We start from the raw sequence: 26,881 nt of genomic DNA, 5'->3' as shown, positions 1-26,881 counted from the left end.
CGAGTGTCTAATAATCCACCCGCTCGAAATAAAGACCGCAGGCCGGGGCGACGGGACCGCAGGCCTTGCGGTCCTTTGCTTCAAGCGCGGCCCGCAGATCATCCGGCCCCCATTTGCCCTCGCCAACGAGCTTGAGTGAACCGGCCATGGAGCGCACCTGATTGTGCAGGAAGGCGCGCGATGAGGTAACAATCTCTATTTCCCGCCCGCCCGGGCCACGATCGGCAGCAAGGCGAACATTGAGGGTGTCCAGCGTGCGCTCGGGATTTTTTGCCTGACAATCGGTGGAACGGAAAGTGGTAAAGTCGTGATGGCCCACCAACACCTTTGTCGCCTCATCCATGGCATCGATATCGAGCGGCTTTTTCACGTGCCAGGCACGGCCGGCATCGACCGTCAGATTGGCCTGGCGGTTGAGAATGACATAGCGGTAATGGCGGCGTTTGGCGGAGAAACGGGCGTCGAACTCCGCCGCAACCGTTTCGCAGGCAAGGACTGAAACGGGATGTCCGGAAATTTTCAAAAGCCCGTTTGCGGCCTCGCAGACTTTTCCCGGGCGCCATTCGGCTTCAAGGTCCACATGGGCGACCTGACCGAGCGCGTGTACACCGGCATCGGTTCTGCCTGCGGCAAACAGGGTTACCGGATGGCGGGCGAATTCGGCAATCGCCTCCTCAAGCGCCTGCTGAACCGAGGAAAAGCCATCCTGCCGCTGCCAGCCATGATAGGGTGTACCGTCATACTCTATGATCAGCTTGTAGCGGGGCATCAGGAAAGAACCGAACCTTTTTCCACCCGGTTGCCGCGCAGGAATTCAGCCGCGTCCTGTGCGCCCTTGCCGGCGCGCTGGACACGCATGAGCCGCACCGCACCCTCGCCACAGGCAATTGTCAGTTGATCGTCCAGCACCATTCCCGGCGCGCCGGAACCCCGTGCAATCGCCGAGCGCAAAACCTTTACTCGCACCGGTTTCTTGGCTTCCTGGCCGCCCAGTTCGAATTCCGTCCAGGCACCGGGAAAGGGTGACAGGCCGCGAACATGATTGTGCACCTGGCGGGCCGGCACGGACCAGTCAATGCGGGCTTCTGCCTTGTCGATTTTTTCGGCATAGGTAACGCCCTCTTCTGCCTGGGGCACCGTATCCAGCTGGCCGCGCTCCAGTGCGCCCATGGCGCGAACCATCAAATCGGCGCAGGTGGCGCTCAACCTATCGTGCAACTCGCCAGCCGTCATGTCGGGACCGATCGCCACTTTCTCGGCCATGGCGAGCGGGCCGGTATCGAGGCCTTCCTCCATTCGCATCACCATGACGCCTGTCTCTTCGTCCCCTGCCATGATCGCCCGCTGGATGGGCGCTGCCCCCCGCCAGCGCGGCAACAGGGAGGCATGGCCGTTCCAGCATCCGAGGGACGGCGCATCGAGGATTGCCCGGGGCAGGATCAACCCATAGGCAACAACCACCGCTGCATCAGCCTCATGAGCCGCAAATTCGGCCTGTTCGGCCTCGCCCTTGAGGGATTTCGGGGTAAAAACCGGAATGGCAAATTCTTCAGCCGTTTCGTGAATGGGGGATTTTTTTTCTGCCATACCGCGGCCCGCCGGTCGCGGCGGCTGGGTATAGACGGCAACGATATCATGGCCATGGCCGATCAGCGCGGTAAGAACCGGCACGGAAAACTCCGGGGTTCCCATAAAGACAAGTCGAAGCGGCATCGGTCTACAACACCAGCGGCGAGACGTTGTCCCGGCCTTCCTGTTTGGCGATCTTGGTGAATTTCTTGACCACCATGTTGCGCTTGAGCGCCGAGATGTGGTCGATGAACAGTTTTCCGTCGAGATGGTCGATCTCGTGCTGGGCACAGGTCGCCAAAACGCCAGTCGCTTCCATCACCGCGGGCTTGCCGTTGCGGTCGGTATATTCAATGGTCACCGAAGCGGGACGTTCCACATCGGCAAAATATTCGGGGATCGAAAGGCAGCCCTCCTCATAGGTGGAGAGCGCATCGCTGGCGGCGACAATCCGCGGGTTGATCAGCACATGGGGAACTTTTTTCGACGGCTTGCGCTCCGGGCGCTCCGGCGGTTCCTCGCCCTTCTCCTGCGCTTCGGCAACGGCCTGTTCCCAGGCAGCCAGTTCCGCGGCACGCTCGGCCTCGTCCCTGGGATCGCCGCAGTCCATCACCAGCAAGCGATAGGGAAAGGCAACCTGAATGCCGGCAAGGCCGATGCCCGGCGCCTCGTACATGGTCTCAAACATCGCATCAATCAGCTTTTGATGACGTTCATCAAAGCCTTCGAGCGGGGCTGAGACCCGGCGCAGCATGGGGTCCGGCAGGTTTACGATATCAAGGACGGGCATTGCATCTTGTCTTCTATGGATGTGTGCCTGAGATATGGGTTCCGGCCTGCCGCGTCAACGCGCCAAATGGGCGCGAATTCTCCCCGGTATTCCTGTTTTGTTCTTTTTGTTCGTTTTCGCGCTGCGAATCTGCTAGGCATCGGTGATGGAAACGCAAAACGGATTTGATTTCACCGCGCTGTTCGCCACGCCGCTCTTCGTTCTTGGCGGGAGGAGTTTCACCTTCGGCGAGGTAGTACTTGCCGCGCTCGCCCTGCTGACCCTTTTCGTCCTGCTATGGACCATGCTTTCCTGGCGGACTGCGAAACGCCGGGCAGCCAACGAAGCGGCAGCGCTCGAACGGGCGCGGGAAGCCGAAGCCCGCATGGCGGAACTGGTGGCAACGCAAAATGAATTGACCGGGCGGCTGACGGCGATGAACGAGAACCTTGCCTCGCGGCAGTCGGATCTGGCACGCACCGTCAATGAGCGGCTGGAATCGATGACCGGGCGCATCGGCCAGTCGATCACCGAGACGACGAAAAACACCCAGGAAAGCCTTACAAAACTGCAGGAGCGGCTGGCCGTCATCGATACGGCGCAGACCAACATCACGGCGCTGACCGGACAGGTGGTCGAACTGCAGGCGATTCTTGCCAACAAGCAGACGCGGGGTGCCTTCGGTGAAGCGCGCATGCAGGCGATCGTCGAGGACGGATTGCCCCAGGGTGCCTATGCCTTCCAGCCGACGCTGTCTAACGGTTCGCGGCCCGATGCAATCATCCACATGCCCAACGACACGCCCCCGCTGGTCATAGACGCGAAATTTCCGCTGGAAAGCTATCATGCGATCCGCGATGCGGAAACGCCGGAGCGGGCGAAGATTGCCGCCCAATCCTTCCGCCGCGATGTGGAAACCCATCTCAAGGCGATCCACTCGAAATATTTCATCAAGGGCGAGACCCAGGACACCGCCTTCATGTTCGTGCCGTCGGAATCGATTTTCGCCGAGATTCACGAAAAGCACGAAACCCTGGTGCAGAAGGCACACCGGGCGCGCGTCGTCATCGTTTCGCCTTCGCTCTTGATGCTGTCGATCCAGGTCATTCAGTCGGTGCTGAAAGACCACCGCATGCGCGAACAGGCGCATCTCATCCAGGGTGAGGTGGCCCGGCTGATGGAGGATGTCGGGCGGCTCGACGAAAGGGTACGCAAGCTGGCCACCCATTTCGGCCAGGCGCAGAAAGACGTTGACGAGATTCTGACCTCTTCCGGCAAGGTTTCAAAACGCGGCACCAGGATCATCGATCTGGAGTTCGACGAGGCCAAAGCCGTGGAAAGCGGAAAACGGGATGGTGCAAAAACCTCCAGCCGCCGCGGGTTGAAGGTCGTGGAGTGAGACCGGATGCAATGTGCCGTTCCCTCTTTCGTCATTCTCGGGTCCTGAGCTTGTCGAAGGACGGAGGACGAGGGAAGCCCCGCCAATCATAGCCGGAGACAAACACCCCGTTTCAACCGTACCGGACTACGAAGTTGCGCAGGATTTTTGCCGCGTGCTGCGGATTACCCTTGTGGGCTGCCTCAATCAGCGTGTCGGCTTCCTGCGGATCGAAGTAGCCGCGATGACGGTAGATGTTGATCCGCAATTCAAAGACATCGCCATCAGCCTCGGGGTGAAACTGCGTGGCGTAAACGCTCTTGCCATAACGAATCATCTGAAAGGGGCAGGCAGGCGAGGAAACAAGGTGGGCGCAGCCTTGCGGCAGGGCCTGCACCGATTCCTTGTGACCGACAAAGGCATCGAAGGTTTGCGGCAGACCGGCCAGCAGCGGGTCGTTGCTCCCCGCCTCTTCAAGCTGGGCGGTGGTGACGCTGACCGGTTCACTGTAGCGCCCCTTGGCGACCGGCGCGCCAAGATGATGCGCCAAAATGCCGATGCCGTAGCAGCAGCCAAGGAAGGGAAAATCCCGTGTTGTTATTTCCGGCATCAAAGACAGCACGGTGTCCTCGATGCGTTTTTCGACCGGTGACTTTTCTTCCGGCGGATCGGAAACGCAACCCGGTCCGCCGCCCACGATCACACCGGCATAGTCATCAAGCGAGAATGTTCCTGGCAACGGGTTTTGTTCCAGCCGCAGGCGATCGAAAGCAGATGGCGGCAAGCCGGATTTTCTGACAATTGCTTCGAACTCGTTGTCGGAGGCTTCGGTTTCCGGGCGAAGCTGCAGAACCAGAAAGGGCTTTGTCTGTTTTGCCATCTAAAAATCGCTTCTGCTCTTGATGGCGGCAGAGAGCGTGCCCTCGTCGAGATAATCCAGTTCGCCGCCAACGGGAACGCCATGGGCAAGGCGGGTGATCTTGATGTCCACGCCTTCCAGCCGGTCGGTAATGTAATGGGCGGTGGTCTGCCCCTCGACCGTGGCATTGACCGCAATGATGACCTCGGCGACGGACGAACCTGCCTGCGTGATACGGTCTATCAGGGCGGAAATGTTGAGGTCGTCCGGGCCGATACCGTCAAGGGGGGACAGCGTTCCGCCGAGCACATGGTAGCGGCAGTTGATGGCGCTGGCCCGCTCCAGTGCCCAAAGATCGGAAACATCCTCCACCACCACCAGCGTTGCAGCATCGCGGCGCGGATCGGTGCAAATCGTGCAGGGGTCCGCGCTGTCGACATTGCCGCAAGTCGAACAAAGGCGCACATGCTCGGCTGCATCGCGGGCAGCAACAGCAAGCGGCTCGAGCAGGCTTTCCTTCTTCTTGATCAGATGCAGCGCCGCACGGCGGGCCGAGCGGGGACCGAGTCCGGGAAGGCGGGCAAGAATCTGGATAAGGCGCTCGATCTCCGGGCCGGTGACGGATTTTGCCATGAAGCTAACCAACATTGCGTAAATGATTGAAATTCACGGCATTGAGTCTCAACTCACAGGCCGCCAGATATAACATTACATCTGCCGTCAAAAGAACATGATCGCCCTTATCTTCCAGCGCGCACAAACAAGCAGCATCCGTAGCACCGAGCCTTGGAAATGCCACATGCTCAACTACCACTTCCGCATTAGGGGTAAATTCTGTAGCGGCGTGAACTACATCCGCGAATGCGCCATGTAGGCCGGAAAGCAATGGTTCATCACAATAACGATAAAGATTGGAGGTTTCAGCCAGAACATAGCTGCAGGTTACTAAGCGGTCAAAAGTTGCTATCCAAGATTCAAGAAGCACGTAGTCGGCTACCGTGAAATCTCTTAGTCGACGGTGCCTCCCCACATACCGCTGCCGAACCCTCCCTACCAAAAGCAGTACCAGCAAGTTGGAGTCGATCACCAACGACTGCTTGGCAAAATCCTTCTTACTCATGCAGCTTCGCGCAATATCCGGTCCTTTACGTAGAGAACTCGCCCGGACTTATCGTCGATGGCTACCTGCTTGAATGTTCGATTCTCGTAGGGGTTTGGGCCGACAACCGTGGGCAGCGATGCACCACCGATCTTCGTGGGATTCCACTTGCGGGCAAAGCCGATGGTGATAAGCCAGACATTCTTCGACTCATCAAACCCGGTTTCTTCCAATCCCAGATGATCGATTTTCTCATCCGAAAAAATATCAGCCACGTAAGTTTTCGCAATTTTGATTGCCTTTTTGACGTCCATTGCAATCTCCGATTCCAAGCATACCAGCAAGCGGTGAAGAATAATCCGAAATCATCAGAACGGCAATTTCATGCCGGGCGGGATCGGCAGGCCAGCCGTCAATTCCTGGGTCTTTTCCGCCATTACCGCCTCGGCTTTCTGCTTGGCATCGCCATGGGCTGCCACAATGAGGTCCTCGACCATCTCGCCTTCACCATCCTTGATCAGCGAAGGATCGATCCTGACCGCCTTCAAGTCGCCCTTGCCGGAAAGCGTCACCGTCACCATGCCGGCACCCGCGGTCCCCACCGCTTCCACTTCGGCCAGGCTTTCCTGCATTTCGGCCATCTTGGCCTGCATTTCCTTGGCTTGCTTCATGATGTTGAGAATGTCTTTCATGACGGGTTCCGGCGCTGTTGAAGGTATGGTGTTTCAGAAAGCCAGATGGGCTTATTCAAAGAAATCGTCAAGGTTGCCATCGTCATTGGCGGGTTCATCGCCCGCCTCCTCTCCGGCAGCAGGCAGGCCTTCGTCAGCGGTTTCGCGGATACGCACATCGACAATGCGCGCACCTTCGAAGGCTTCCAGCACCGCCCTTACAGTGGGATGGCTGCGTGCCTTCTCGATCTGGCTGGATTTTTCGGCAAGCTCGATCTCTTCAAGAGTCGGCAAGCCTTCCTTGTCGGAAATGATGAAATTCCATCTCAGCCGCGTCCAGCGTTCGAGCCGTTCCTTGACATGCTGCAGGATTTCGTGCGGCGGATCGCCGACAAGATTGAACTCCAGGGTGCCTGATTTGAAAGCGACAAGACGCACATTGCGCCGCAGGAACAGTTTGACGCGAATGTCGCGCTTGTCCTCGGCAAGAAAAACCAGCTGCTCGAACCCGTCTAGAACCAGCGGCGGCTCTCCGGCTTCGCGAAATTCAGGCCTGGGTTGCGGGTCGGCGGCGGTTTTGCCGCTCCGGCCAGGCTGGGGGGTATGTTGTGCCGGCTTTTCTTCACGCGGTGCAAAGGCAATGGGAGCATTGGCCGGTGGGGCCAGGTTCGGTCCATGGCGGGTTTCTGAGGTTGCAGAAACAGCAGCACCCGGCCCGCCGGACGGTACCTCGCCGCCTCCTGCGGAAGCTGCCGGCTGCGGCGCATCGGACTTGCCGCCTTCAGATGCCATGCGCACAAGCTCCTCATGGGAGGGCAGGTCAACGGCATGGGTAAGGCGCACGAGCACCATGTCGGCAGCGGCAAGCGCGCGCTCGGAGGCACGTACTTCAGCCAGCCCCTTGAGCAGAATCTGCCAGGCGCGGCCAAGAACCCGTACGGAGAGTTTTCCGGCAAACTCCTTTCCCCGCACCCGTTCCGCCTCGGAAAAGGCGGCGCTGTTTCCGGCAAGCGCTGCCCCGTCGGCGGAGCCGGCATATTTCAGCCTGGTGACGTAGTGAATGAAGTCGGCAAGGTCGGTCAGCACTACATAGGGGTCAGCGCCGACATCATATTGGCTCTTCATTTCGGTAAGGGCAGCCGCGATGTTGCCGCTCATCACATGCTCGAACAGATCGATGACACGGGCGCGGTCGGCAAGACCAAGCATGGAGCGGATTCCGTCGGCCGTCACCTTGCCATCAGCATGGGCAATTGCCTGATCGAGGATCGACAGGGCATCGCGCACCGAGCCTTCCGACGCCCGCGCAATCATGCCAAGGGCTTCGCCTTCGGCTTCGGCGTTTTCAGCCCCGGTGATCTTCTGCAGGTGCGCCACCATGTCGCCCGCCTCAATGCGGCGCAGGTCGAAGCGCTGGCAGCGGGAAAGAACGGTGATCGGCACCTTGCGGATTTCGGTGGTGGCGAAGATGAACTTCAGGTGTGAGGGAGGTTCCTCAAGTGTTTTCAGCAGGCCGTTGAAGGCGCTGCGCGAGAGCATGTGCACTTCGTCGATGATGTAAACCTTGTAGCGTGCCAGCGCCGGAGCATATTGCACCGATTCAATGATCTCGCGAATGTCGTCGATGCCGGTATGGGATGCAGCATCCATCTCGATGACATCGACATGGCGGCCTTCGATGATGGCGCGGCAATGCTCGCCTTCGGCTTCCAGCGAGATATCGGGTTGATCCACCGAATCGGTCTTGTAGTTGAGCGCACGGGCAAGAATGCGGGCAGTTGTGGTTTTGCCAACCCCGCGTACACCGGTCAGCATATAGGCTTGTGCGATCCTGCCCGAGGAAAAGGCGTTGGAAAGCGTGCGCACCATGGGTTCCTGGCCGATGAGATCGTCAAATCTCTGAGGCCGGTATTTGCGCGCGAGAACCCTGTATTCGCTCTTTTCAGACATGCCGTCCCGATAATTCCTTGGGAAACTTCAGCCGGTCGCCCGGCCTTCAGGCGCCACTATACCGCAAATGACGGGAGAGCAAACCGCAGGGGCGGCGGCGAACTGCCTGTACACAGGGATAACCGCAGAAACAAACGCCAATCCCGCCGGAGCACCGGTGCGTCATCGGTTTGTAGAGGAGAAATTGAAGGTGGAAGACTGGCTTAAGGTGACCCGAGCAGAAACTCGTTGTGGCTGCTTCCTTCCGGACCTGACCAGGTTGGCGAGGAACTCGTCCACCACCAGCCTTCCAAGGCGGAATATCGTCTTTCGAAAGGCAAATTGCAAGCCATCCCCATCAATCTCCGCCAACATGCTGATGGACGGGCTGATTTCTGTTTTCCGGCAGGCTGGATGTGATAGTTGTTGGCGCCATGGCGCCCTGGAAACTCGACCCGCGGCTGGAAAACGATACGATGCTCATCGCTTCAGGCGATGCCTGGCAAACGCGGCTGATGAACGACAACCGCTGGCCCTGGATCATCGTGGTGCCGCATGCCGGCGATGTGCAGGATATCGATGACGTTCAGCAGGACAGGCTGGCCGCACTTTCCGATTATCTTGCGGACATTTCCCGGGCACTGAAGAAAATGGGCGTTTGCACCTCCACCAATGTCGCAACCCTGGGCAATGTGGTGACACAGATGCACTGGCATGTGGTGGGAAGGCGCGAGGGCGATGCCAACTGGCCGGGGCCCGTATGGGGGTTTGAAACGCCCCTGCCCTATGGCAAGGAGGAGGCTGAAGCCTTTATCGACTCCTTCCGGAAAGCCCTTCGTGCCCGCCCCTGACAAGCTGTCCAGCGACCCGTTTTTCAACACGGCCTTTCCCGAGCCGTCCCACTTCGTTGGCTTTGGCCGGAACGAGCTTGTGCGCGATGCCGAGAACAGGGACGAAACAACGCTCAATGCAGCGCTGGCCGAAACCGGATGCCGTTTCTATCTTTACAGCGGCAACAAGGTGCTGATCGACAAGGGGGCAGAATCCCGTGTCCTTTTCGATCTTGAAGAAGCGCGCCGGTGGGGCGGCAAACCGCAAGACGGTGTATTGCTTGGCCATGTCGGTGACGGCCCGCGCATTGCCTTGCAGGCGAGGATTGCCGAAGAATGCCTGACCGACCCTTACAGGCTCTACGATTTCCGCTCCCTGCTTTATTCATCCTCGGTGAGAGAAGAAGACATGGGCGCGATCGCCCAGGGCGGCAGCCTGTTGCACTGGATATCCGTGCATCGCTTCTGCGGCAGATGTGGAAGCCCCACCAGAACCGAAATCGGCGGTTATCGGATTTCCTGTACCAAATGCCATCACACGGTGTTTCCGCGCACCGATCCGGTTGTCATCATGCTGGCAGTGCGCGGTAACAAGTGCCTGCTTGGCCGCTCGCCGCATTTTCCGGAAGGATGGTATTCGACACTGGCGGGCTTTGTGGAACCGGGTGAAACCATTGAAGATGCGGTGCGGCGCGAAACCCTGGAAGAATCCGGTGTTTTGGTGCGGCGCGTGCGCTATTTTGCAAGCCAGCCCTGGCCGTTCCCACACTCGCTGATGATCGGCGTGCATTGCGAGGCGGTGTCGGAGAACATCACCTTTCAGCAGGACGAATTGGAGGATTGCCGCTGGTTTTCCCGTCAGGACGTTCGCCAGATGATCGCCGAAACGCATCCCGAAGGCGTCAGGTGCCCGCCGACACGGGCCATTGCCCATGCCCTGATCAAGGCCTGGGTTGAAGCAGGGTAGGAGAAACGAGCTGATGGATGTATCCGGCAAGACGGCGCTGGTCACCGGAGCAAACCGCGGCATCGGCCTTGCCATTGCTGAGGGGCTGAAGGCAGAGGGCTGCCGGGTGATAATCGGTGCAAGGGACCTTGAACTTGGCCGGCAGGCGGCGGAGAAAGCCGGCGTGGAAGCCGTTCATCTTGATCTTGAATCAGCAGACAGGTTTGAGGCAGTGCTCTCAAAGACCGGCGGTGTGGACATTCTGGTCAACAATGCCGGTGTACTGTTCAACCGGCCGATGATCGACCATCCAGAAGACTGGGCAACATCACTGGCGGTGATACTGGAAGCACCCTATCAGTTGTGCCGGCTGTGCGCACCGCACATGCGCAAGGCAGGCTGGGGAAGGATCGTCAATCTCTCCTCTGACTGGGGCGCCTTTAGTCAGGGGCTCGGCGGGCCCGGCGCCTATGGGGTGCACAAGGCCGCACTCAATGCGCTGACGCTGGCGCTTTCCCGTGAACTGCCTGAAACCATCAAGATCAACGCCATGTGCCCGGGTTGGGTGCATACGCGCATGGGCGGGAGCGCTGCGCCGCGTACGCCGCAAGAGGGCGCGGACACAGCGATCTGGCTGGCAACGCTCGGCAAAGACGGGCCAACGGGCGGGTTCTTTCGCGACCGCAAACTGCTTGCGTGGTGATCAGCGCTCGCCATCCTTGGGATAAATCCCGAGAATGCGGAATTTGTCGCAGAAGAACTGCAGTTCCTCCAGGGCGTTTTTTACCGGCACTTCATCGGGATGACCCTCAATATCGGCGTAAAACTGGGTCGCGGTAAAGGCGCCGCCGAGCTGATAGCTTTCCAGTTTGGTCATGTTGACACCGTTGGTGGCAAATCCGCCCATCGCCTTGTAAAGGGCAGCGGGAATATTGCGCACCTGAAACAGGAAAGTGGTGATCACCGGCTTCCGGCCTGACGGCGCCAGTTCCTTCTTCTTGGAAAGAATGAGAAACCGCGTTGTGTTGTGCGCCTCGTCCTCAACATCAGCTGCCAGTGTATCAAGGCCATAAATATCGGCCGCGAGCGCCGGAGCAAGGGCGGCAATGGTACGGTCGCCGCGTTCGGCAACGAGCTTTGCGGAGCCTGCCGTGTCCCCGCCCACTTCCGCCTTCCAGCGGTGCTTGCGTATGATCTTGCGGCATTGGCCCAATGCGTGGACGTGGCTGTAGACTGTCTTGATGTCGCGGATTTCCACGCCCGGCAGCGCCATCAAATTGAAGCGGATGGGCAGGAAGTGCTCGCCGATGATCCATGTTTCGTGCTGGGGCATCAAATGGTGGATGTCGGCCACCCTGCCGGCGAGCGAGTTTTCGATCGGGATCATGGCGAGGTTTATCTTGCCGGCGTCCAGCGCATTGAAAACGTCCTCGAACGTGTCGAAGGGCAACGGCTCCATCTTCGGAAATACCTGCCGGCTGGCGATTTCCGAATTGGCGCCCTGGGCGCCCTGAAAGCCGATCTTGCCGGTGCGCGTTTTGTCCGTTTTCATCGTTTCAGTCCGACATGTGTTTTTCCTGCCGACCGCATAGAGACAAACAGGCCGCGAGGCAATCTCCACGGAGCCAATGCAAGGTGAACCGGCTGCAAAACTTCAATCAGCCCAGGGCCAGCCTGGCCTTTTCAAGGTCTTCAGGCGTGTCAACGCCAAGCGGCGCTGTTGCGACAATCGCAATGTCGATGCGCATGCCGTTTTCCAAAGCCCGCAATTGCTCCAGCCGCTCACGGCGCTCCAGCGGCGAAGGCGACAAGGCAACGAATTTTTCAAGCGCCGCACGGCGGTAAGCGTACAGCCCGATATGGTGATAGAGCGGCCCGCCGCCCGATGGCGCCGTTGCCCGTGTGAAATAAAGTGCCCGCAACCGGTTTTCGCCGATTGGTGTTCCGACTGCCTTGACGACGTTCGGATTGGTTTTCTCGGCCTCATCGGCAATTTCGGTAGCCAGGGTTGCGATGTCGGCCTGCCCCTCCTTCAGCGGCGCCACGCTTTCACGGATCAGCGCCGGGTCGATGGTGGGCAAATCCCCCTGTACATTGATGACGAAACGCACCTTGCCGCCAGGATCAAGGGCTTTCAGAGCTTCATGGATACGGTCGGAGCCAGAGGGATGGTCGCTGCGGGTCATCACGGCCTCGCCGCCATCACCGGTCACTTCCGCGGCGATTTCCGCGCTGTCGGTGCAGATCACCGGGCGCCCTATGCCAGCCTCCCGCGCCCGGTCGAGAACGTGAAGGATCATTGCCCTGCCATTGATGTCGGCAAGTGGTTTTCCGGGCAGGCGGGTCGATGCCATGCGGGCGGGGATCAGAACGAGTGTGTCATCCATCGCGATGCGGCCTGACCGGCGGTATATTGCGGAAAACCCGCATTTCGGTGGCAAAAAGTCTCATTGGATGATCCAATACAGGCGTTGCAAGTCGTGCGCAAACCGATTAGTGGTTTGCGCGATTTATGTGCGTCGGCACCTTGATGCCGTAAACGGTGTGGTTTGCCGGAATAAATGAGGTTCATGAAGATGGATTCGTTTCGTTTCAACCAGGTGGCAATGGTCTTTCTCGGCACGGTTTTCGTGCTGTTTTCCCTGTCCATTCTCAGCGAAAGCCTGTTTCATGCGGAAGTGCCGGAACAGGCCGGTTATGAGATCGCGGCTGCGGAAGGGGAAACCGGCGGTGGCGAAACGGCTGATGCCGGACCTGCCTACGATCCCATCGAGCCGCTTCTGGCAAGTGCCGACCTGGGGGCTGGCGAAGCGGTTTTCAAAAAATGCGCCTCCTGCCACACATATGAGAGTGGCGGTGCCAACAAGGTCGGCCCCAACCTCTACAACACCGTCGGAGGGCCGATCGCCGCAAAGGATTTCAAATACTCTGCTGCGCTGAAAGAGTACGGTGCCGGAAAAACGTGGACCTACGAAGAGCTCAACGGTTTCCTATTCAAGCCCAAGTCGCATGTCAAAGGCACTGCGATGGGCTTTGCAGGTCTGAAGAAGACGGAAGACCGCGCCAATCTTGTTGGCTGGCTGCGCACCCATGCCGACAGCCCTGAGCCGCTGCCCGGTTCCTGACCGGCCCAATATCGATGCACTTAAAAGCCGGGTTTTTGCCCGGCTTTTTTGTTGACCGAAGGCACCGTCACCGGAAATTGACTCCTCCCTTTGTTGCCTCATGTCATCAACAAACCTAGAGTCATGCAAGGGTACCGCGCTGCATGAACGGAGGAATAAGAACACCTATGAAAAGAGCCGCAAGACTGCTCACCGTTAGTTTCGCCGCCCTTGTTGCGGTAGCCTTGGCAATGGCCTGCACAGCCCTTGCGCAGGACACAAGCGAAGAATCTGCATGGAAGCACGGTGATACGCTGTTTGGTGATCTGAAATATCCGGCCGGCTTTCCCCATTACGACCATGTGAACCCGAAGGCTGCAAAAGGCGGCCGGTTCAATCAGGCTTCCACCGGCGGCTTTGACTCTTTCAATCCGTTCGTCGTGCGGGGCCGCGCCGCACCCGGTCTCAGCTATACCGGCGGCATCCTTTGGGATTCGCTTTTCGAGCAATCGGTAGACCAGCCGAGCGCCTCCTACGGGCTGGTTGCCGAAGCCTTCCGGTTTCCGCCGGATTACTCCTCGGCTACCTACCGGCTCAACCCGAAAGCGCGATGGCATGACGGAGAGCCGATCACGCCGGAAGACGTCATCTGGTCGCTGGAGAAACTGAAAGCGGTCCAGCCGCTTTATGCGAACTATTACCGCAATGTGATTTCGGCGGAGAAAACCGGCGACCGGGAAGTGACCTTCCGCTTCGACATCAAAGGCAACCGCGAGCTCCCCCATATCATGGGCGATCTGCCGGTATTGCCCAAACACTGGTGGACGGCGAACGGGCCGGACGGCAAACCGCGCGACATCAGCCAGCCGCTTGATGAAATCCCTCTCGGCTCCGGCCCGTATCGCGTCAAGGAGATGAAGGTCGGTGAGTCGATCACCTGGGAACGGGTGAAGGATTACTGGGCGGCCGATCTTGGCGTACGCAAGGGGCGGTTTAACTTCGATGAAATCCGCTATGTCAATTTCAGCGACCAGACCGCAGCCTGGGAAGCCTTCAAGAAGGGCGGCATCGAAGACCTGTGGGCAGAAAACCGTTCCCAGCGCTGGGCGGAAGAATACATCTTCCCGGCCTTCAAGAAGGGCGATGTGTTGCGCAAGGCGTTTCCCACCGAAGGACCTGAAGCCCATCAGGCACTCTACTTCAACACACGGCGCGACCAATTCGCCGACAAGCGTGTGCGTGAAGCGCTGACGCTTCTCTACGATTTCGAGACCATGAACCGGACGCTGTTTTTCGATCTGTACACGAGAACCGACAGCTATTTCGAAGGCGGCGAATTGCAGTCGGAAGGCTTGCCTGAGGGCCGTGAATTGCAGATTCTTGAAGAATACCGCGGCCGCATCGAGGCGCGGATATTTGTCGAGCCGTTTACGCTTCCGGTGATCAAATCGCCTTCCGATACCCGCAAAATGCAGCGCGCGGCGCTGAAACTGTTCAGGCAAGCCGGCTACAATATTTCCGGAGGAACACTGGTCGACGGAAACGGCAATCCTTTCACCATCGAATTCCTCGGACGAAGTCCGGTGGATGAACGCATCGTTCTGCCCTATATCGAAAAGCTTCGCCCGCTGGGCATCACGGCTTCCCTCAGGATCGTTGATGCAGCACAGTACAAGAACCGGGTCGACAACTACGATTTCGACATGGTGACAAATGTTACCCTGCAATCGCTGTCACCCGGCAATGAGCAGCGCGAATACTGGACCAGCGGCATTGTCGACAAGCCCGGCGGGCGCAACCTTGCGGGCATTTCGGACCCGGTCATCGATGAATTGGTGGAACGCATTATCGTTGCCGAAAACCGTGAGGAACTGGTTGCCCTGACAAAGGCGCTCGACCGCCTGCTGAAATTCGGCTTTTACTCCATTCCGCAATGGCATAATCCGGACCAGTGGTATGCCTGGTGGCGCAAGCTGCAAATTCCCGAAAACCAGCCGCTTTATTCCGGTCTCGACATCTGGTCGGTGTGGATCGACACCGCCATAGAACGGGAACTCGAACAATGAAGGCAGGTGTGCCAATTGGCCATCTGCCGTTCACTCGCCGGAAGTTTCTCAAGACGGCGGCGGGCGGCGCGGCACTGTTTGCGGCGTCAAGTCTTCCCGGCATTTCCCTTGCGGGCAATCCAACCGGGGTAAAGCTGCACGGGCTTTCCTCTTTCGGAGAGCTGAAATATCCGCCGGACTATTCGCACTTCAGCTTCGCCGCGCCCGATGCGCCCAAGGGCGGGCGCTTCGCCTTTCAGCCCTCCTACTGGTACTACAACCAGAACACCCAGACCTTCAACACGCTAAACAGTTTCGTGCTCAGGGGCGAGGCCCCGCCGCGCATGGAATACTGTTTTGATTCCCTTATGGCCTGGGCCTGGGACGAGCCGGACGCAATCTATTGCGCTTTGGCCGGATCGGTGGAGATTTCGCCCGACCGCAATGCCTACCGTTTTGAACTAAGGCCTGAAGCGCGCTTTCACGATGGCAGCCGGGTGACGGCGCAGGATGTGGCTTTTTCCTACCGGACCATCAAGGAAAAGGGGCATCCGCAACTGTCCATCGATCTTGCGGACCTGAAGGATGCCGTTGCCCTGGATGAGGCCACTGTGGAACTGCGCTTTAACGGCGAACAATCCGACCGGGCCATTCTATCCGTCGCGCAGTCCGTCCCGGTCCTTTCCAAAGCCTTCTGCGAGAAAGTTCCGCTTGAAGACCAGGTAATGGAAATCCCCCTGGGATCTGGACCCTGGAAGGTGAGCCGCTTTTCAACGGGGCTGTTCATCGAATACGAGCGGGTGGCAAATTACTGGGCGAAGGACCTTCCCTTTGCCAAAGGTATCGATCATTTCGATACGCTGCGGATCGATTTTTTTCGTGAGCGGCAGCCTGCCTTCGAAGCATTCAAAAAGGGCGTCGTGCGCTGGCGGCAGGAGTTCACCTCGAAAACCTGGGCAACGGAGTATGATTTTCCGGCAGCGAGGGAAAAGAAAGTCGTCCGCATTGAACTGCCTGGCGAAAACCGGCCCAGCCTGCAAGGCTGGGCGATCAATGCGCGGCGCGGGAAATTTGCCGATCCCCGCACCCGGGAAGCCATTGCTGCTGCCTTTGATTTCGAATGGACCAACCGCAACCTGTTTTACGGTGCCTATGAGCGTTCCCACTCGATGTTCGAGCGATCGGAATTCGCCGCACGCGGTCTCCCCTCCGAAGCGGAGCTTGAACTGCTCAAGCCGTTTGACGGCAAGGTGCCGGAAAGCGTGTTCGGCAAGGCAGTACGGCAGGTGGAGACCGACGGCAGCGGCAACAACCGCGCTTCACTCCGAACCGCAACACGCCTGCTCCGGGAAGCCGGCTGGCAAAAGCAGAACGGAAGGCTGGTGGATGAGAGCGGAAACCCGCTGACCATCGAATTCCTGATCCGCGCGCAGGTCTTCGAAAGGGTGCTGGCGCCTTATGTTGAGAACCTGCGCACCATCGGGATTGCTGCTGAAATCCGCCTTGTCGATCCCTCGCAGTTTCAGGCCAGGCTGGAGCGTTTCGATTTCGACATTGTCGGCGTTGCAGCCTCCTTCGGGGCAACGCCAAGCGCCGAGGGGCTAAAACAGTTCTTTCACTCCGATAGTGCCGGCCGCCCGGGGGCACGCAATTATCCTGGAATACGCGACGGCGCCGTGGACCGGCTGATTGATGTCATCGAGCAGGCCGGCAGCCGGCAAGCCCTGATAACGGCCGTAAAAGCCCTGGACAGGGTCTTGCGTGCCCAGCATTTCTGGATTCCAAATTGGTATTCACCGAATCACCGCATCGCCATGTGGGATGAATTCGGCTGGAAGGAACCCAAGCCCGATTATTTCTTTCCGGTGGAAAGGCTGTGGTGGCTTGATCGCGAGAAGGCCGAGGCACTGCGCTGACCGAACGCAGTGCAGGCTCAAAATGCGGGGACAAGGGTTTCCCGGCAATGAAGACGGGGTATACCACCAGGCATGGGAGCCTATATCCTCAGGCGTTTGCTGTTGATGATCCCGACCATTATCGGGATTTTGACCATTACCTTTGCCGTGGTGCAGTTTGCGCCCGGCGGGCCGGTGGAGCAGGTGATTGCCCAGCTTTCCGGCCAGGGCGGGTCTGCTACCGACCGGTTGTCGGGCGGCGGCACTGACTTTTCCCAGGACCAGCAGTTCGAACAGGGTGGCGGCGGATCATCAAAATACCGCGGCGCGGCGGGGCTTGATCCCGAATTCATCGACAAGCTGGAAAAGCAGTTCGGTTTCGACAAGCCGCCGCTCGAACGCTATTTCCTGATGTTGTGGAACTATGCGCGGTTCGATTTCGGTGAAAGTTATTTCCGCAAGATTTCCGTTATCGAACTCATCAAGGAAAAGATGCCCGTGTCGATCTCGCTGGGGCTGTGGATCACGCTGGTTGCCTACGGGATTTCCATTCCGCTCGGCATTCGCAAGGCGATAAGCGACGGCAGCCGGTTCGATATCTGGACCAGCGGCGTCATTATCGTTGCCTATGCCATTCCGGGCTTTCTGGTGGGCGTGCTGCTGATCGTGTTGTTTGCCGGCGGATCCTATCTCGACTGGTTTCCGCTGCGCGGACTGACGTCCGAAAATTTCGATGAATTATCGCTGGCCGGCAAGATTGCCGACTATTTCTGGCATCTGACATTGCCGCTCATTTCCCTGGTGCTGGCGGCCTTTGCAACGACCACGCTCTTGACCAAGAACTCGTTTTTGGACGAGATCCGCAAGCAGTATGTTCAGACGGCGCGGGCCAAGGGACTTACCGAACGCCAGGTGCTATACGGGCATGTCTTCCGCAATGCGATGCTGATTGTCATCGCCGGATTTCCCGGTGCCTTTATCGCTGCATTCTTCTCCGGCTCGCTGCTGATCGAGACCATCTTCTCGCTGGATGGCCTCGGCCTGCTGGGCTACCGCTCGATCATCGAGCGCGACTATCCGGTGGTGTTTGCGACCTTGTTCATCTTCTCGCTGCTGGGGCTTTTCGTCAGCCTGATGTCGGACCTGCTGTATACCTGGATCGATCCACGCATCGACTTTGAATCGAGGAGCGTATGACGGCGGCGGCGCGTATCGATGCGGCACCGGTCCGGCGCCCGTGGATTGCCCTGTCGCCGCTCAATCAGCGGCGGTGGCAGAACTTCAAGGCGAACAAGCGGGGCTACTGGTCGCTGTGGATTTTTCTTGTTCTTTTCGTACTGTCGCTGTTTGCCGAATTTCTAGCCAATGACCGGCCGATTCTGGTCTGGTTCAAGGGCGGCATTTATTCGCCGGTCCTGACGGATTACCCCGAGGAGCACTGGCTGGGAGAAGACGGTTTTCTTGCCCAGACCGATTACAAGATCATCGAGATCGAGGAAGCGATCGCGGAAAACGGCTGGGCCATCTGGCCGCCGGTACGCTATTCCTACCGTACGGTGCACAACCAGGTTCCCGAACCGGCACCTTCCGCGCCTTCATGGCTTTATGACCAGGAGGCCCGCTGTCAGGCCTATGCACTGGGTGCGGAGGATCCGGCCTGCCATCTGGGCAACTGGAACTGGCTGGGCACGGATGATCAGGCCCGTGATGTGCTGGCGCGGGTCATTTACGGTTTTCGCATATCGGTTCTGTTCGGCCTCATCCTGACTGCCCTTTCTGCCGTGGTGGGTGTGACAGCCGGCGCAATCCAGGGCTATTTCGGCGGGTGGACCGATCTGCTGTTCCAGCGCTTTATCGAAATCTGGTCGTCGCTGCCGGTGCTTTACATCCTGCTGATCATCGCTGCGATCCTGCCGCCCGGCTTCTGGATTTTGCTCGGCATCATGCTTCTGTTTTCCTGGGTAGGTTTTGTCGGTGTGGTGCGGGCGGAATTCCTGCGGGCACGCAATTTTGAATATGTCAACGCGGCCCGGGCGCTTGGCGTGGGCAACCGCACGATCATCTTCAAACACCTGCTGCCCAATGCCATGGTGGCAACCCTGACATTTCTGCCCTTCATCCTCAACGGGTCGATCACCACGCTGACCTCACTCGATTTCCTCGGGCTTGGCCTGCCACCGGGCTCGGCTTCCCTGGGTGAACTGCTTGCCCAGGGCAAGAACAATCTGCAGGCACCATGGCTCGGTGTGACCGTCTTCGTCGTGGTCTCGCTGATGCTGTCGCTGCTGATCTTTGTCGGCGAAGCGGTCCGCGATGCCTTCGACCCGAGAAAGACGTTCGGCTGATGGCAGAAAACCCCCTCCTTTCCGTTCGGGACCTTTCCGTCGCCTTTACCCAGGGCGGCAAAACCAATCTGGCCGTCGACCGGATTGGCTTCGATATCCTGCCCGGCGAAACGGTTGCGCTGGTGGGCGAATCGGGATCGGGCAAATCCGTTTCCGCGCTTTCGATCCTGAAGCTGCTGCCCTACCCCGCCGCATCGCACCCGTCCGGCGAAGTCTGGTTTGATGGCGAAAACCTGCTCGACCATGATGAGCGCGACCTCAGGCGTGTCCGCGGCAACGACATCACCATGATCTTCCAGGAGCCGATGACCTCGCTCAATCCGCTCCATACGATCGAGCAGCAGGTCGCCGAGGTGTTGCTGCTGCACAAGGGCATGGATGGTGAAGCGGCCCGAAAACGAACGCTGGAACTGCTCAACCTTGTGGGTATCCGCGAACCGGAAAAGCGGCTTGGTGCCTATCCGCATCAGCTTTCAGGTGGCCAGAGGCAGCGTGTCATGATTGCCATGGCGCTTGCCAACGAGCCCAAACTGCTGATCGCCGACGAGCCGACCACAGCGCTCGACGTGACGGTGCAGGCGCAAATCCTGAAACTGCTGGGTGAACTGCAAAAGGCACAGGGATTGTCGATGCTGTTCATCACCCATGACCTCGGCATTGTCCGCAAGATCGCCCATCGCACCTGTGTCATGCAGGGCGGCAAGATCGTCGAAACGGGCGATACGGCCAAGCTGTTCGAGAAACCGCAGCATGCCTATACGAAGCACCTTCTTTCCGCAGAACCCCGGGGCGCACCTCCGGCAAGCAACCTGAAGGCGCCACTTGTCATGGAGGGAAAGGGCCTCAAGGTCTGGTTTCCGATCAAGCGCGGCTTCTTCCGAAAGACGGTTGATCACGTCAAAGCCGTGGACGGCATCGATGTCACCCTGCGCGAGGGACAGACGCTTGGGATTGTCGGCGAATCGGGCTCCGGCAAAACGACGCTCGGCATGGCGCTGGTGCGGCTAATCTCCAGCGAGGGGCGGATTGTCTTTCTGGGCGATGCCATCCACGAAAAGTCGTTCCGGGAAATGCGGCCCTACCGCAACCGCATGCAGGTTGTCTTTCAGGATCCTTACGGTTCGCTCAGCCCGCGCATGAGCATTGCCGAGATCGTTGCCGAAGGACTGAAAATTCACGCCCCGGACCTCACGGCAGGCGAGCGCGATGAACGCGTCTGCAAGGCGCTTTCCGAAACCGGGCTCGATCCGGAAACCCGGCACCGTTATCCGCATGAGTTTTCAGGCGGCCAGCGCCAACGTATCGCCATTGCCCGCGCCATTGTTCTGGAACCGAAATTCGTGCTGCTGGACGAACCCACCTCGGCGCTTGACATGAGCGTTCAGGCTCAGGTGGTCGAGCTGTTGCGCGAGTTGCAGAAAAAGCACGGGCTGACATACATGTTCATCAGCCACGACCTGAAGGTCGTGCGGGCGCTTGCCAATGAGGTAATCGTGATGCGCAACGGCAAGGTGGTGGAACAGGGCGAGGCAAAGCAGATTTTCGAAAAGCCGAAAACCGATTACACCAAGGCGCTGATGGCGGCGGCTTTTGATATTGAGGCGGCGCCTGAAGGCATTGTCGATCAATAGCGTTCCATTTTCCGCAGGATATCATGCCCTCACCGCTTCTCATCGACATCCAGTTTGAAAGCACCCGCAAGTTTGACCGCCTGCAGGCAGCTCTTGGCGGGCGTAATGTGGTCGACATCAACGATGGCAGCGCCCACCCGGAAACCTTTCCCGGTGTGCGCTATGCGCTGGTCTGGAAGCCGGATGGGAAACTGTTCAACCGCCTGCCCGATCTTGAAGTGCTGTTTTCCGTTGGCGCCGGCGTGGATCATATTTTCCAGGCGGATTTCCTGCCGGATGTGCCGATCGTGCGGTTTGTCGATCATACGCTGACGACCCGCATGAGCGAATGGGTGTGCCTGCAATGCCTGATGCATTTGCGCCAGCAGCGCGCCTATGACCGCCAACAGCGCGAAAGGCTGTGGCAGGAATTGCCGCAACCACAGGCAAGCGAAGTCACCGTTGGGATCATGGGGATGGGCCAGCTGGGACAGGATTCAGCACGCAAACTGAAGGCCCTCGGCTTTGACGTTGTTGGCTGGAGCAGGTCGGGAGGACCGGTGGAAGGCATCGACGTGTATGATGCAGCAGGACTTGATGCCTTTTTGGCCCTTACGCATGTGCTCGTCGGCCTGTTGCCGCTGACCCGTGAGACGCGGGGCATTTTCAATCGCGGCATTTTTTCAAGACTTCAGCGCCATGAAGAGATCGCAAGCCCGGTTTTCATCAATGGCGGGCGGGGCGGCAGCCAGGTCGAAGCGGATATTGCCGCCTGCCTTGAGGATGGAACCCTGGGCGGAGTCTCACTCGATGTGTTCGAGGAAGAACCGCTTTCTGCCGAAAGCCCCCTTTGGGGTTTTGAGCAGGCAATCCTTACACCTCATGCGGCCGCTGTTTCCGACATCGAAGCACTGGGCCGATATGTATCAAACCAGATCACCCGCTTTGAAGCCGGCCAGGAACTTGAAAACGTGGTCGACCGTTCACTTGGTTACTAGATCATGTCCTGTTTAGCTGGAAGCAACTTTGCCCAGACTGGCAGGGCGGCGCACGCCGATCGGTGTTTCGTACAAATGGGCAATGCGCCTGACGGCTTCGTCAGCCGGTTCGCTTGTAACATCCATGGTGTGGCCGTTTGCATGAAGCAGGTGCTGGAGGCCGCCAATCTCTCCTTGGGCAATCGCCACGTGGCCGCGCCAGAAAACAAGATCGCCGCGCCAGAGATTGCTCCAATCGGGATCAATGGCGACCGGCTCACCGATGGTGGCCGCCTGCATGTCGGAATCGCGCAGCACATCGATCCCTGCCATTTGCATGGCAAGCGAAACAAGGCCCGAGCAGTCTATGCCGAAGGCGGTGCTGCCGCCCCAAAGATAGGGCGTTCTCAGCAGGGTTTCGGCAACGCTGACGTAATCTTCGGCATGATTGCCGACGGCAACAAGGTGGTCTTCGATGATTGCTTCGCCACTGTCCAGAATGGCGTAGCGCGTGCCACGGGTTTCCGCCTTACCCACCACCACGGCGCCGGAGCCAAGGGAGCGGTAACCGCTGCGGGGAAGTTTCATGTCCGGCCCGGGATAAAGAAACGTGCGGGGGACGCTGACATGGTGGCTTGGGCTACGTTCGCCTTCGCCCAGCACATCTTCCAGAATCCAGCCAACGTAACCATTGCGCCGCGCCTGGATTTTCGCCCAGCCATTGCCGGTTTCAACTTTCAGCACGTTTTCGCCGTGCAGGAGTTGCGTGTCGAGACCGGCGTCCGCCTGCGGCTGACGTTTCACATCGGCGAAAAAGCCTGAAATCCAGGCAGGTTCCGCTGCCTGCTTTTCCGATTGGGACAAATACAGCCGGGGATCGTCGTCCCTTATTTCCGGCCAATTGAACTGAGGCTGATGCCGGTTCATCACAGCTCTTCCCCGGCGGCGAGGGTGATGGTGTCTGACAGTTTTTCCAAAAACAGGCTGCCTTCCACGGTTCGGCGAACCAGAACGTTGCGGCGGTCGCGTTCATCGCGGCGGCGCTCCACCAGGCCCATGGCGCCCATGGCATTAAGCGCCCGCGTGACAACCGGCTTGGTGACATTGAGACGGGCTGCCAGGCCACGCACCGTGTGGGGTGGCGGATCAAGATAGATGACCAGCAACAGCGTCAACTGGCGCAAGGTCAGATCCGGCCTGTCATCCAGCACCTGTTCAAGACACACCCGCTTCCACCAGCGCAAGGCCTGATCTGCCCGGATTTCCATTCGATTTCTGCCGTCAATCGTTTCGTAACCGTAACAGGTTACTGCGCGACCTCGGTCATCGCAAGAGGCAACCATTCAGGCCGTCGAAAAGCGTTCGGTAACCAGTTGATACAGGGCGCGGATACCCTGGGCTTCACCACCGACCGGGCACCAGGGTTTTGCAGCGGGTACCCAGCCGAAGATATCGAGATGAACCCATCGCGTTGCCGGCTCGACGAATTTCTGCAGAAACAGCGCCGCGGTCACCGAACCGGCAAACCCGCCGGATGTGATGTGATTGGTGTCGGCGACTTTGGAAGAAAGCATGGTGTTGTACGGCTTCCACAAAGGCATGCGCCAAAGTGGATCATGAAGGGCCGTGCTGGCAGCTGCAAGCGTGCCGGCCAGCTGCTCGTCATCGGTGTAGAAGGGGGGCATGTCCGGACCGAGGGCAACTCTGGCAGCGCCGGTAAGCGTTGCCATGTCGATCATCAGTTGCGGCTTTTCCTCATCGCCCAAGGTGAGCGCATCACCGAGCACCAGGCGGCCTTCGGCATCGGTATTGCCGATCTCGACGGTAATGCCCTTGCGGCTTGGCAGAACATCCCCGGGGCGGAAGGCATTGCCGGAAATCGAATTCTCAACCGCCGGGATCAGAACGCGGAGGCGGACCGGCAGTTTCGCCGCCATGATCATCATGGCAAGGCCCAGCACATTCGCCGCACCGCCCATGTCCTTTTTCATCAGCGCCATGGAGCCGCCCGGCTTGATGTTGAGGCCGCCGGTATCAAAACAAACCCCTTTGCCGACAAGCGTGACTTTGGGGTCCTTGGCCCTGCCCCATTTCATGTCGAGCAGCCGTGGCGCTGACGCGCTGGCTCTCCCGACGGCATGGATCATGGGAAAGTTCCTTTTCAGAAGATCATCCCCCTTGATCACACGCATCGTTGCCTTGAACCGGGTGGCCAATCCGCGCATCGCCGATTGAAGCTCATCCGGCCCCATGTCGCCAGCAGGCGTGTTGATCAGATCGCGAGCAAGATAGGCTGCCTCGGCTTCGCGGAAGAGCCGTTGTTTGTCGACGCCCTCCGGCAGGACAAATTCGACCTTGGAGCGTTTGTGTTCCTTGTAGCGGGTGAAGCGATACGCCCCCAGGGCAATGCCGAGTGCAGCGCCGTGCAGATCGCCCTGCATCTGGAGCCGGTAGCAGCCGTCAGGCAGTTTTGCGGCCAACGCCCCGGTATTGAGCGGCGTTGCAGCGTCATCAGTGCCAAACAGCACTGCCGATATCGCACCCTTCTCGTCCGGAACGACCAGGATTTTTCCCGAATCAGCGGTGTAGCCATTGGCCTTGATCCACTTCTTCTGGGGCGCAGGGAAGCTGCCAATTGCCTTTGACAGCGAAGCCTTGCTCACTGCAATGATTGGCGTTGCCTTTTTTGATCGGGCATTCGTAGCGCCGACAAACGGCAAACTGACAGGGTTCATTCTCATATTCCATTGCAGGCGGCAGACCGGCACTGGGCCGGGATCAGCCAAATTAACTTTCCATTAGGGTTAACAGATTATTGCTCGATGTATCAGCCCCTGGGCCATGGTGATTCGGGAATTGCGGTATGTTGTTCGAGATCAATCGAAAATCCTCCATTGTCATGATGCTGGCCGCCACGCTTGCGCTTTCGGCCTGTGCTACCGACAAAACCCGGACCGGCAGCATCAAGCGCAGCAGCGCCTCCATGTCGGAGCTATCCGTGCCGGAACTCAACCGGGCCATCGAAAGCTATGGCAAGCAATATGAGCGGCGGCCCAAAAGCAAACAGGCCGGGCTCAATTATGCCGATGCATTGCGGACGGCGGGCCGTACCGATCAGGCGCTTGCTGTCATGCAGCAAATGGTGATCCACCATCCCGACGACAACGATGTTCTGGCTGCCTATGGCAAGGCACTTGCTTCCAACGGCGAATTGAAAAAAGCGCTTGAAGTCATCGGCCGGGCCCAGCATGACGACCGGCCGGACTGGCGGCTGCTTTCTGCGCAGGGCGCCGTGCTCGATCAGCTTGACCGGCCCCAGGAAGCCCGCGTCTACTATCAAAAGGCACTGCAGATTGTACCGGACGAACCTTCGGTTCTTTCCAACCTGGGCATGTCCTACCTGCTGACCAATGAGCTGCCGAAAGCCGAACAATACCTGAAGATGGCTGTGGGTACCCGGAAAGCGGACAGCCGCGTGCGGCAGAACCTTGCCCTTGTAGTCGGTCTGCAGGGCCGGTTTGAAGAGGCCGAGCGCATCGCTGCAGCCGAAATGAGCCCAACGGACGCAAAGGCGAATGTGGATTATCTGCGCCAGATGCTCTCCCAGCAGAATGCCTGGAACATCCTGAAAGAGGATGACAAGGGTACAAATTAGGGCCAGTACCCAAAACCTCCCACACGCCACCGAATTCGTCTTTGTATCTGCGCCGCGATGCCTTGCAGCCGCAGTCTCCTCCCATGACAGTGCTGAAAAAGCAGCCGATGCTTGCTCCCGCAACGGGTGAAGCAGAACACTGACCATACCTCGACGGAACCATCCCGGTATCCGAACGTTCATCGAGTATCATTAACCGCATACTCGGGAGGTATCTTCATCATGCACGGCATTATCTATCTTATCGGCCTCGTGGTCGTTGTCCTGTTCATTCTATCTGCACTCGGGTTGCGGTAATCATGGCAGCCAAACAAACCACAAGAACTGCGGCAACCGCGGCCGTTACAAGAGCTGCGCCAACCGCCAACACCTCGTATTTGGAATGGGGCCCGGTATGGGCCGGCGCGCTGATGGCTGTCGCCATTTCCGTAATCCTGATTGAGTTCGGCAGCGCTGTTGGCCTTGCCATGGGTGAGCCTGTACGGGCCGACAACACCATTTCCTACAACTTCGTGGCTGCTGCTCTGTGGCTTCTGCTGGTCTCTGTGGGCAGCTCGGCTGCTGCCGGATACATTTCCGGCCGGATGCGGATGCCGATGGGCGATGCCGGTGAAGATGAGGTGGATTTCCGCGACGGCGTTCACGGTTTGACGGCGTGGGCGTTGGCGACTGTCTCGATGGCATTGGCTGGCGCCCTTGCAGGCATTGCGGGGTCGCTGGTTGCAACTTCACCGGCAGTTGATGCCCCTCAATTGTCTGAAAATCTGCAAGTCTGGGTGGCCAATCAGTCGGTCATTGTGGCTTTCGCCACGGCGGCAGGTGCTGCCCTGGGTGCGGCGGCAGCATGGGCTGCATCCGTTGCCGGCGGCAATCATCGCGACAATGGCATTGCCCTACATGTAGTCGTGCCGGCAGCTTTCAGAAAGAAGTAAGTATTTGAAGCGAAAACCAATTGCGCCGCCTCATTGGATGAGGCGGCGCAGATTTTGTGTGTGCAGCGCAATTACCAAACCCTGATGGCGTTCAGGGTTTTATAGCGTGTCCGGCTTAAATGGAATCGTTTGAACGCCGGGAGTTTGGTCTTCGGCAAGGAGGAAAAATGCGGCGCAGTGCAGGCACTGTCAGTATTTTCCGGCGCTGCCCGAAGGGCAAGGAACCAGGTTCAAACGATTGCAGAAAACCCGATACATTCATGATGTT

The 26,881-nt window shown here is 58.7% G+C and carries 27 protein-coding genes and 1 other RNA gene; 13 read left to right on the top strand and 15 right to left on the bottom strand.

Annotated elements, in window-relative coordinates:
- Positions 1 to 7 precede the first annotated feature (7 nt).
- The 3 genes from truA to def are packed head-to-tail and all read right to left on the bottom strand — an operon-like array spanning position 8 to position 2,359.
- Entirely contained in the window at positions 8 to 769 is a 762-nt protein-coding gene (gene truA, locus BVL55_RS01530; RefSeq protein WP_075995425.1) for a tRNA pseudouridine(38-40) synthase TruA, read from the bottom strand.
- Positions 769 to 1,713 (bottom strand): methionyl-tRNA formyltransferase, encoded by a 945-nt coding sequence (gene fmt / locus BVL55_RS01525; protein ID WP_075995424.1) that lies wholly within the window; start codon positions 1,711 to 1,713, stop codon positions 769 to 771. Before fmt ends, truA begins: the two co-directional genes overlap by 1 nt.
- 4 nt (positions 1,714 to 1,717) lie before the next feature.
- Complete coding sequence (gene def, locus BVL55_RS01520; protein ID WP_075995423.1) at positions 1,718 to 2,359, bottom strand: peptide deformylase; 642 nt, start codon at positions 2,357 to 2,359, stop codon at positions 1,718 to 1,720.
- Positions 2,360 to 2,504: 145 nt separating this feature from the next.
- Here def and BVL55_RS01515 point away from each other — a divergent pair, with 145 nt between their 5' ends.
- The gene (locus BVL55_RS01515; RefSeq protein ID WP_075995422.1) at positions 2,505 to 3,737 is read left to right on the top strand and encodes a DNA recombination protein RmuC; all 1,233 of its coding nucleotides are present in this window, start codon (positions 2,505 to 2,507) and stop codon (positions 3,735 to 3,737) included.
- A 112-nt stretch (positions 3,738 to 3,849) separates the two neighbouring features.
- Here BVL55_RS01515 and BVL55_RS01510 read toward each other — a convergent pair whose 3' ends face one another.
- The 7 genes from BVL55_RS01510 to ffs all read right to left on the bottom strand — a co-directional run bounded on the left by BVL55_RS01510 (position 3,850) and on the right by ffs (position 8,583).
- Positions 3,850 to 4,596, bottom strand: coding sequence for a glutamine amidotransferase (locus BVL55_RS01510; protein WP_075995421.1), 747 nt, complete (start codon positions 4,594 to 4,596; stop codon positions 3,850 to 3,852).
- Positions 4,597 to 5,208: a recombination mediator RecR gene (gene recR / locus BVL55_RS01505; RefSeq protein WP_075997811.1), complete on the bottom strand. Its 612-nt coding sequence runs from the start codon at positions 5,206 to 5,208 to the stop codon at positions 4,597 to 4,599. It lies immediately after the preceding gene.
- A 4-nt stretch (positions 5,209 to 5,212) separates the two neighbouring features.
- Positions 5,213 to 5,695, bottom strand: coding sequence for a PIN domain-containing protein (locus BVL55_RS16330; RefSeq protein WP_156892377.1), 483 nt, complete (start codon positions 5,693 to 5,695; stop codon positions 5,213 to 5,215).
- Positions 5,692 to 5,988, bottom strand: a complete 297-nt coding sequence (locus tag BVL55_RS01500) for a hypothetical protein (protein WP_075995420.1) — start codon at positions 5,986 to 5,988, stop codon at positions 5,692 to 5,694. The genes BVL55_RS16330 and BVL55_RS01500 overlap by 4 nt, the downstream gene beginning before the upstream one ends.
- 54 nt (positions 5,989 to 6,042) lie before the next feature.
- Positions 6,043 to 6,366, bottom strand: coding sequence for a YbaB/EbfC family nucleoid-associated protein (locus tag BVL55_RS01495; protein ID WP_075995419.1), 324 nt, complete (start codon positions 6,364 to 6,366; stop codon positions 6,043 to 6,045).
- A 51-nt stretch (positions 6,367 to 6,417) separates the two neighbouring features.
- Complete coding sequence (locus tag BVL55_RS01490; RefSeq protein ID WP_075995418.1) at positions 6,418 to 8,295, bottom strand: DNA polymerase III subunit gamma/tau; 1,878 nt, start codon at positions 8,293 to 8,295, stop codon at positions 6,418 to 6,420.
- Positions 8,296 to 8,487: 192 nt separating this feature from the next.
- Positions 8,488 to 8,583: signal recognition particle sRNA small type (gene ffs / locus BVL55_RS01485), an RNA gene on the bottom strand.
- 107 nt (positions 8,584 to 8,690) lie between these two features.
- Here ffs and BVL55_RS01480 point away from each other — a divergent pair.
- Genes BVL55_RS01480 through BVL55_RS01470 form a run of 3 tightly spaced genes read left to right on the top strand, consistent with a single transcriptional unit; the run spans position 8,691 to position 10,753 of the window.
- Positions 8,691 to 9,125, top strand: coding sequence for an HIT family protein (locus BVL55_RS01480; RefSeq protein WP_156892376.1), 435 nt, complete (start codon positions 8,691 to 8,693; stop codon positions 9,123 to 9,125).
- Positions 9,112 to 10,071 (top strand): NAD(+) diphosphatase, encoded by a 960-nt coding sequence (gene nudC / locus BVL55_RS01475; RefSeq protein WP_244530558.1) that lies wholly within the window; start codon positions 9,112 to 9,114, stop codon positions 10,069 to 10,071. The genes BVL55_RS01480 and nudC overlap by 14 nt, the downstream gene beginning before the upstream one ends.
- 13 nt (positions 10,072 to 10,084) lie before the next feature.
- Positions 10,085 to 10,753, top strand: coding sequence for an SDR family NAD(P)-dependent oxidoreductase (locus tag BVL55_RS01470; RefSeq protein ID WP_075995416.1), 669 nt, complete (start codon positions 10,085 to 10,087; stop codon positions 10,751 to 10,753).
- Here the strand turns inward: BVL55_RS01470 and BVL55_RS01465 are convergent, their stop codons facing one another.
- Positions 10,754 to 11,602, bottom strand: coding sequence for a prephenate dehydratase (locus tag BVL55_RS01465; protein ID WP_075995415.1), 849 nt, complete (start codon positions 11,600 to 11,602; stop codon positions 10,754 to 10,756).
- 106 nt (positions 11,603 to 11,708) lie between these two features.
- Positions 11,709 to 12,437: a 3-deoxy-manno-octulosonate cytidylyltransferase gene (locus BVL55_RS01460; protein ID WP_075995414.1), complete on the bottom strand. Its 729-nt coding sequence runs from the start codon at positions 12,435 to 12,437 to the stop codon at positions 11,709 to 11,711.
- Between the two features lie 189 nt (positions 12,438 to 12,626).
- Here BVL55_RS01460 and BVL55_RS01455 point away from each other — a divergent pair, with 189 nt between their 5' ends.
- The 7 genes from BVL55_RS01455 to BVL55_RS01425 all read left to right on the top strand — a co-directional run bounded on the left by BVL55_RS01455 (position 12,627) and on the right by BVL55_RS01425 (position 22,047).
- Positions 12,627 to 13,175 (top strand): c-type cytochrome, encoded by a 549-nt coding sequence (locus tag BVL55_RS01455; protein ID WP_075997809.1) that lies wholly within the window; start codon positions 12,627 to 12,629, stop codon positions 13,173 to 13,175.
- Between the two features lie 167 nt (positions 13,176 to 13,342).
- Complete coding sequence (locus BVL55_RS01450; RefSeq protein ID WP_075995413.1) at positions 13,343 to 15,220, top strand: extracellular solute-binding protein; 1,878 nt, start codon at positions 13,343 to 13,345, stop codon at positions 15,218 to 15,220.
- On the top strand, positions 15,217 to 17,115 hold the full coding sequence (locus BVL55_RS01445) for an extracellular solute-binding protein (protein WP_075995412.1): 1,899 nt from the start codon (positions 15,217 to 15,219) through the stop codon (positions 17,113 to 17,115). Before BVL55_RS01450 ends, BVL55_RS01445 begins: the two co-directional genes overlap by 4 nt.
- Before the next feature lie 72 nt (positions 17,116 to 17,187).
- Positions 17,188 to 18,291, top strand: coding sequence for a microcin C ABC transporter permease YejB (locus tag BVL55_RS01440; RefSeq protein WP_075995411.1), 1,104 nt, complete (start codon positions 17,188 to 17,190; stop codon positions 18,289 to 18,291).
- Positions 18,288 to 19,439 carry an ABC transporter permease gene (locus BVL55_RS01435; RefSeq protein WP_075995410.1) on the top strand — a complete coding sequence of 384 codons (1,152 nt, stop codon included), beginning with the start codon at positions 18,288 to 18,290 and terminating at the stop codon, positions 19,437 to 19,439. Before BVL55_RS01440 ends, BVL55_RS01435 begins: the two co-directional genes overlap by 4 nt.
- On the top strand, positions 19,439 to 21,070 hold the full coding sequence (locus BVL55_RS01430) for an ABC transporter ATP-binding protein (protein WP_075995409.1): 1,632 nt from the start codon (positions 19,439 to 19,441) through the stop codon (positions 21,068 to 21,070). The genes BVL55_RS01435 and BVL55_RS01430 overlap by 1 nt, the downstream gene beginning before the upstream one ends.
- A 23-nt stretch (positions 21,071 to 21,093) precedes the next feature.
- Positions 21,094 to 22,047, top strand: a complete 954-nt coding sequence (locus BVL55_RS01425; protein WP_075995408.1) for a 2-hydroxyacid dehydrogenase — start codon at positions 21,094 to 21,096, stop codon at positions 22,045 to 22,047.
- Between the two features lie 12 nt (positions 22,048 to 22,059).
- Here the strand turns inward: BVL55_RS01425 and BVL55_RS01420 are convergent, their stop codons facing one another.
- The 3 genes from BVL55_RS01420 to BVL55_RS01410 all read right to left on the bottom strand — a co-directional run bounded on the left by BVL55_RS01420 (position 22,060) and on the right by BVL55_RS01410 (position 24,761).
- The gene (locus BVL55_RS01420) at positions 22,060 to 22,953 is read right to left on the bottom strand and encodes a C40 family peptidase (protein ID WP_075995407.1); all 894 of its coding nucleotides are present in this window, start codon (positions 22,951 to 22,953) and stop codon (positions 22,060 to 22,062) included.
- Positions 22,953 to 23,294 (bottom strand): MarR family transcriptional regulator, encoded by a 342-nt coding sequence (locus BVL55_RS01415; RefSeq protein ID WP_075995406.1) that lies wholly within the window; start codon positions 23,292 to 23,294, stop codon positions 22,953 to 22,955. Before BVL55_RS01415 ends, BVL55_RS01420 begins: the two co-directional genes overlap by 1 nt.
- 75 nt (positions 23,295 to 23,369) lie before the next feature.
- Positions 23,370 to 24,761, bottom strand: coding sequence for a leucyl aminopeptidase family protein (locus tag BVL55_RS01410; RefSeq protein ID WP_075995405.1), 1,392 nt, complete (start codon positions 24,759 to 24,761; stop codon positions 23,370 to 23,372).
- A gap of 128 nt (positions 24,762 to 24,889) precedes the next feature.
- Between BVL55_RS01410 and BVL55_RS01405 the strand changes: the two genes are divergently transcribed.
- Both BVL55_RS01405 and BVL55_RS01400 read left to right on the top strand, forming a co-directional pair.
- Entirely contained in the window at positions 24,890 to 25,681 is a 792-nt protein-coding gene (locus tag BVL55_RS01405; protein ID WP_075995404.1) for a tetratricopeptide repeat protein, read from the top strand.
- Positions 25,682 to 25,980: 299 nt separating this feature from the next.
- Positions 25,981 to 26,613, top strand: coding sequence for a hypothetical protein (locus BVL55_RS01400; RefSeq protein WP_075995403.1), 633 nt, complete (start codon positions 25,981 to 25,983; stop codon positions 26,611 to 26,613).
- Positions 26,614 to 26,881: the final 268 nt, after the last annotated feature.

The sequence above is a fragment of the Salaquimonas pukyongi genome (genome assembly GCF_001953055.1).
Classification (GTDB): domain Bacteria; phylum Pseudomonadota; class Alphaproteobacteria; order Rhizobiales; family Rhizobiaceae; genus Salaquimonas; species Salaquimonas pukyongi.
This window is presented reverse-complemented; position numbering and strand designations above follow the sequence as displayed.

Coding starts and splice junctions, on each gene's coding strand:
- truA (WP_075995425.1), bottom strand. CDS start 769: ATGCCCCGCTACAAGCTGATCATAGAGTATGACGGTACACCCTATCAT.
- fmt (WP_075995424.1), bottom strand. CDS start 1,713: ATGCCGCTTCGACTTGTCTTTATGGGAACCCCGGAGTTTTCCGTGCCG.
- def (WP_075995423.1), bottom strand. CDS start 2,359: ATGCCCGTCCTTGATATCGTAAACCTGCCGGACCCCATGCTGCGCCGG.
- BVL55_RS01515 (WP_075995422.1), top strand. CDS start 2,505: ATGGAAACGCAAAACGGATTTGATTTCACCGCGCTGTTCGCCACGCCG.
- BVL55_RS01510 (WP_075995421.1), bottom strand. CDS start 4,596: ATGGCAAAACAGACAAAGCCCTTTCTGGTTCTGCAGCTTCGCCCGGAA.
- recR (WP_075997811.1), bottom strand. CDS start 5,208: ATGGCAAAATCCGTCACCGGCCCGGAGATCGAGCGCCTTATCCAGATT.
- BVL55_RS16330 (WP_156892377.1), bottom strand. CDS start 5,695: ATGAGTAAGAAGGATTTTGCCAAGCAGTCGTTGGTGATCGACTCCAAC.
- BVL55_RS01500 (WP_075995420.1), bottom strand. CDS start 5,988: ATGGACGTCAAAAAGGCAATCAAAATTGCGAAAACTTACGTGGCTGAT.
- BVL55_RS01495 (WP_075995419.1), bottom strand. CDS start 6,366: ATGAAAGACATTCTCAACATCATGAAGCAAGCCAAGGAAATGCAGGCC.
- BVL55_RS01490 (WP_075995418.1), bottom strand. CDS start 8,295: ATGTCTGAAAAGAGCGAATACAGGGTTCTCGCGCGCAAATACCGGCCT.
- BVL55_RS01470 (WP_075995416.1), top strand. CDS start 10,085: ATGGATGTATCCGGCAAGACGGCGCTGGTCACCGGAGCAAACCGCGGC.
- BVL55_RS01465 (WP_075995415.1), bottom strand. CDS start 11,602: ATGAAAACGGACAAAACGCGCACCGGCAAGATCGGCTTTCAGGGCGCC.
- BVL55_RS01460 (WP_075995414.1), bottom strand. CDS start 12,437: ATGGATGACACACTCGTTCTGATCCCCGCCCGCATGGCATCGACCCGC.
- BVL55_RS01455 (WP_075997809.1), top strand. CDS start 12,627: ATGGATTCGTTTCGTTTCAACCAGGTGGCAATGGTCTTTCTCGGCACG.
- BVL55_RS01450 (WP_075995413.1), top strand. CDS start 13,343: ATGAAAAGAGCCGCAAGACTGCTCACCGTTAGTTTCGCCGCCCTTGTT.
- BVL55_RS01445 (WP_075995412.1), top strand. CDS start 15,217: ATGAAGGCAGGTGTGCCAATTGGCCATCTGCCGTTCACTCGCCGGAAG.
- BVL55_RS01440 (WP_075995411.1), top strand. CDS start 17,188: ATGGGAGCCTATATCCTCAGGCGTTTGCTGTTGATGATCCCGACCATT.
- BVL55_RS01435 (WP_075995410.1), top strand. CDS start 18,288: ATGACGGCGGCGGCGCGTATCGATGCGGCACCGGTCCGGCGCCCGTGG.
- BVL55_RS01430 (WP_075995409.1), top strand. CDS start 19,439: ATGGCAGAAAACCCCCTCCTTTCCGTTCGGGACCTTTCCGTCGCCTTT.
- BVL55_RS01425 (WP_075995408.1), top strand. CDS start 21,094: ATGCCCTCACCGCTTCTCATCGACATCCAGTTTGAAAGCACCCGCAAG.
- BVL55_RS01420 (WP_075995407.1), bottom strand. CDS start 22,953: ATGAACCGGCATCAGCCTCAGTTCAATTGGCCGGAAATAAGGGACGAC.
- BVL55_RS01415 (WP_075995406.1), bottom strand. CDS start 23,294: ATGGAAATCCGGGCAGATCAGGCCTTGCGCTGGTGGAAGCGGGTGTGT.
- BVL55_RS01410 (WP_075995405.1), bottom strand. CDS start 24,761: ATGAACCCTGTCAGTTTGCCGTTTGTCGGCGCTACGAATGCCCGATCA.
- BVL55_RS01405 (WP_075995404.1), top strand. CDS start 24,890: ATGTTGTTCGAGATCAATCGAAAATCCTCCATTGTCATGATGCTGGCC.
- BVL55_RS01400 (WP_075995403.1), top strand. CDS start 25,981: ATGGCAGCCAAACAAACCACAAGAACTGCGGCAACCGCGGCCGTTACA.